The 1,040-nt window shown below is 66.5% G+C and carries 1 protein-coding gene; it reads left to right on the forward strand.

Features of this window, described 5'->3' with window-relative positions:
* Positions 1 to 1,040 (forward strand): aminotransferase (locus tag DIE22_RS37775; protein WP_124607549.1); only part of this gene is annotated, 1,040 nt, incomplete at both ends.

Here is a 1,040-nt window from a genome sequence, read left to right on the forward strand (position 1 = left end):
ACGACCGCCGAATACCGCGCGCTCGACGCCGCGCACCACATCCACCCGTTCTCGGACATGGGCGCGCTCAATCGCGCGGGCAGCCGCGTGATCGTGAAGGCCGACGGCGTCTACCTGTGGGACTCGGACGGCAACAAGATCATCGACGGGATGGCCGGCCTCTGGTGCGTGAACGTCGGCTACGGCCGCAAGGCGCTCGCCGACGCCGCGTATCGCCAGTTGCAGGAACTGCCGTTCTACAACACGTTCTTCAAGACCACGCACCCGCCGGTGATCGAACTGTCGGCGCTGCTCGCCGAAGTCACGCCCGCAGGCTTCAACCACTTCTTCTATTGCAACAGCGGCTCGGAAGGCAACGACACCGTGCTGCGCGTCGTGCACCAGTACTGGCGCGTGCAGGGCCAGCCGCAGAAAAAGTTCGTGATCTCGCGCAGGAATGGCTACCACGGCTCGACGATCGCGGGCGGCACGCTCGGCGGGATGGGCTACATGCACGAGCAGATGCCGTCGAAGGTCGAGCACATCGTGCACATCGACCAGCCGTACTTCTTCGGCGAAGCGCAAGCCGGCGAGACGCCCGAGGCGTTTGGCCTCGCACGCGCGCGGCAGCTCGAGGCCAAGATCCTCGAACTCGGCGCGGAGAACGTCGCCGCGTTCATCGGCGAGCCGTTCCAGGGCGCGGGCGGCGTGATCTTCCCGCCGTCGACGTACTGGCCGGAAATCCAGCGGATCTGCCGCAAGTACGACATCCTGCTCGTCGCCGACGAAGTGATCGGCGGCTTCGGGCGCACCGGCGAATGGTTCGCGCACCAGCACTTCGGCTTCGAGCCGGACCTGATCACGATGGCCAAGGGGCTGACGTCGGGCTACGTGCCGATGGGCGCGGTCGGCATTCACGAGCGCATCGCGCGCCCGATCATCGACCACGGCGAATTCAATCACGGCCTCACGTACTCGGGCCACCCGGTCGCGGCGGCGGTTGCGGTCGCGAACCTGAAGCTGCTGCGCGACGAAGGAATCGTCGAGCGCGTGAAGCACGA

The organism is Burkholderia sp. Bp9142, from assembly GCF_003853415.1.
GTDB lineage: Bacteria > Pseudomonadota > Gammaproteobacteria > Burkholderiales > Burkholderiaceae > Burkholderia.